The following is a 3,416-nucleotide window of genomic DNA, read 5'->3' on the forward strand; positions in this document are numbered from 1 at the left end:
CTTGTCCCCTTACCAACCTAGCCAGCACAGGATTTTAGCAGCCAACCGATAACGATCCCCAGTCCACCAAAACGAACCGCTTGCCAAAACGGTTCCTTGAAACTGCCCCAAGAAACGAGCTGGCTCTCTAAATTGAGTTCAATGGTTTCAAGTTGCTCTTTAATTTGCCGCAACTCAGCTTGTAGCGTTTGCCGATTGCTACTGTTGCGCATCGAGCGCCGGATTTCCTCTCGACGATGCTGGAGTTGGGCTTGCCGCTTGCGATCCCGCTGCACCTGATTGTAACGTTCTTTGACCAATTCGAGAGATCGCTCTACCTCTGACAAGGCTTGCTCGAACTCGTCTGCACCCGTATCCTGCTGGTTGGGTTCAGAACCACCAGGAGATGGTTGTGACGGTTCTCGATACATTCAACTACACTAATTAGCAGTAAAGGCGATTTTACCGAAACTTATACCTAAATCCATGCAACTCACTAAAACAGATGCTCTTAAAGAACTGAGTACCCTAGAATTGGCGCAAGCACTGGCAGAGCGCCTAAGCATTGCGCCGGAAGATTGGCACCGACTAAAGTCTAACCGCCCAGCCCGAGCGAGCGAACAAGCTGCTGCTGGCTTAGTCTTTCTCCTTAAAGAACAGCCCGAGGAAGCCCTAGCTCGATTTCGTCAAGCATCAGGGTGGCTCGATCGTTCGATCTCGGCACCTCCCTGCCCCACGCACGGAGATCGTAGTCGTTAAGGAATGAGCGGCAACCTAGAACGGCTGTTCATCTGTTTGCAAAGCCTGAGTTCTGTTCCCTGAAGATTCCAGTGAATTTGATCGAATATTTGGCGGAGGAGACACAAACCCCTGCCGCTTTCGGATTCATCTACTGGCAGACTGCCTTGAGAGTCCTGTTTTGGGAGACAAGGAGGAGAAAATCCACACCCTTGGTCTGAAATTATCCACCAATATTCATCATTAATTACCGAAAAGTGAACCATTACCGTCTTCGTTGGGTCTAAATTATTGCCGTGCTTTGCCGCGTTTACCAATGCTTCTTGCAAACCCAGCCGGATTTCCGGTTGCCATTTACGAGGAATCTGTTCAACAAGTAAATCGAGGATTGGACAAAGGTAAAGGGTAGAAGCGAAGCTAATAGTTCTCCAGTTGCGCTCAACTGGACGCAATGATATAGCAATCACTCAAGAAACCCCTAACTTAATATTTGGTGGACTCAAATTAGATAACCAACACGACAATTCCTGCCGTGTTTTCTTAATCTCATTTTCCTCAAACCAGACGCTCCGGACTCGGGCTATGTATGATACAATGACTGTCCGACCTTCAAACAAGTACACCCTTTAGACTAGAATCTGTTGGTAGGTCTGGTGGTATTTTTCACCCTTAGCCCTATGGATAGGTCAGCGACCCTTACCTGTGTACTGCCTCTATTATTACGCACTTACACCAATGCCTTGGAGTGATGTGTACATTATTGTCTTCTTCTAGAGGGGTGGTCTTTCTCACAGGTTGGAGACTATTCTCTACCCACTATTGTATCCAAAGCGTCTGTCAAACATCAACAAATTGCCCCAAATGTAATACAGATTTGCATTCATGGGATGACTAACTTAAAACCCGATATACAGGGAAATGGGGAATGGGGAATGGAGAATCGGGAAAACACTGAGGTAATTTTCAATGCCCGATTCTTGACTATTCCGACTTGATCTGATATTTTCATACGGATGATTTTTTGTTCCTCTTTTACCCTATCCCTACTATCCTCAAGACTGAAACAATTACACCTTTAACAGGAATCTAGTATAAGTTCGGGAAAGAGAAATGGGAAGGGGGGGGGAAATAAAAAACGCTGAACTACCTGCAATGGCAAGATTTTACCTCTAAATATTTTTAGAAACCGCCCCTCCAAACTCACCGTTCCAAGAAAGCTGCACATTCAACATGAGGTGTCTGAGGAAAGAAATCAGCCGTTTGGACATGGGTTAAGCGATAGGCACCGGATTGACACAGTACTTTGAGATCCCGTGCCAGAGTTGCTGGCTTGCAGCTAACATAGACGATACGTTGAGGTGAGCTGGAAAGCAGGGTTTCCAAAACAGAGCGATCGCATCCCTTCCGAGGCGGGTCAAGCAAAACCACATCGGGGGTGATCCCCAGTTGAGGCAGCAAGGTTTCTACGGCTCCTGACTGAAAGGTTACGTTAGTGATCCCGTTGATTTGGGCATTCTTCTGGGCTTGCTCAACGGCTTCCCCTTGGACTTCGATCCCCCACGCCTGTCGTACTCGTTCTGCCAGGGGCAAGGTAAATGTACCGATACCACAATAGGCATCGACTAACACCTCATCACCTTGGAGAGCTAGCCGTTGAACGATAACATTCAACAAAGCTTCAGCCACTTCGGTATTGACTTGAAAAAACGTTTCACCTCGCAACTGGAACTCAAGACCTGCAAATAGTTCCCGCAAGTAAGGCTGACCGGTAACGCAGCGGGTTTGAGAACCGAAAATGGCATTGGTGCGGTCGGGGTTAACATTTACGCAAACACCTACTAAATTGGGGTAGCGCTGCAGCCACATTTGAGCTTGAGCGTCCAAGTTCGGTAGATTCCAATCTGTTGCAACTAAGGTTAACAGCATTTCACCTGTCCGGCGTCCAATCCGCAGAGATAGGTGCCGCAAGTGTCCCTGATGCCGATCTTCGTCATAGACTGACCATCCCTGTTCCTGAATATCCTGCTTAATTTCAGCTAATAGGGGGTTTAATCGAGAATCTTGCACAGGGCATTGATTCAGGTTAATGAGCTTATGGGTGCTTTTTTGGTAATACCCTGCCTGAACTTGACCTGTTGCGGATTGTTTCAGGGGATAGGTTGCCTTGTTGCGGTAAGCCAAGGGAGAGTCAGCGCTTAAGAGGGTTGCCACGGGAATTGATGTAAATCCGCCAATTCGTGTCAATGCTTGCACCATTAGATTCTGTTTTGCCGATCGCTGGTAATCGGTGTCAATATGCTGCCACTGACAGCCGCCGCATTTATCTGCCACAATGCAGCTCGGTCGAATGCGATCGGGAGACGGCTCAATAAGTTGGTGAAGCTTACCCATAGCATAGTTAGGTTTGACTCTGACTAACCGCACGAAGGCGCGATCGCCTGCTACGGTATCCGAAACAAAAACGACCCGACCGCCTACACGTCCTACACCATCACCATTATCATTAAGGTCTTCGATCACAAGTTCGATCAGTTGACCTTGTTGCCACAGGTCAGACGGGCGATCGCTCGTTAAAATCACTGATTCTGTCATTTTTTTCATAATTCGTTACACCCATCAGGAGAGATGGAGGGACAAGGGAGAATTTTGAGGTGTTACTCTTCTCCCCAGCCCCCCCGCATCTCAGCACTCCATCACCT

The 3,416-nt window shown here is 47.8% G+C and carries 4 protein-coding genes; 1 reads left to right on the forward strand and 3 read right to left on the reverse strand.

Annotated features, from left to right (window positions below; translation table 11 throughout):
- Nucleotides 1-17: 17 nt before the first annotated feature.
- A complete protein-coding gene (locus tag IQ257_RS29050; RefSeq protein WP_193874003.1) occupies nt 18-410 on the reverse strand; it encodes a DUF2203 domain-containing protein in 393 nt (130 codons plus the stop codon).
- Between the two features lie 55 nt (nt 411-465).
- Here IQ257_RS29050 and IQ257_RS29055 point away from each other — a divergent pair, with 55 nt between their 5' ends.
- Nucleotides 466-738: a DUF6439 family protein gene (locus IQ257_RS29055; protein ID WP_193874002.1), complete on the forward strand. Its 273-nt coding sequence runs from the start codon at nt 466-468 to the stop codon at nt 736-738.
- Here IQ257_RS29055 and IQ257_RS29060 read toward each other — a convergent pair.
- Both IQ257_RS29060 and rlmD read right to left on the reverse strand, forming a co-directional pair.
- On the reverse strand, nt 735-1,184 hold the full coding sequence (locus IQ257_RS29060) for an ATP-binding protein (RefSeq protein ID WP_193874001.1): 450 nt from the start codon (nt 1,182-1,184) through the stop codon (nt 735-737). The two genes, IQ257_RS29055 and IQ257_RS29060, sit on opposite strands and share 4 nt — an antisense overlap.
- Nucleotides 1,185-1,917: 733 nt before the next feature.
- Nucleotides 1,918-3,318 carry a 23S rRNA (uracil(1939)-C(5))-methyltransferase RlmD gene (rlmD, locus tag IQ257_RS29065; RefSeq protein WP_322744504.1) on the reverse strand — a complete coding sequence of 467 codons (1,401 nt, stop codon included), beginning with the start codon at nt 3,316-3,318 and terminating at the stop codon, nt 1,918-1,920.
- Between the last annotated feature and the right edge of the window lie 98 nt (nt 3,319-3,416).

The sequence above is a fragment of the Coleofasciculus sp. LEGE 07092 genome (assembly GCF_015207375.1).
Classification (GTDB): domain Bacteria; phylum Cyanobacteriota; class Cyanobacteriia; order Cyanobacteriales; family Coleofasciculaceae; genus LEGE-07092.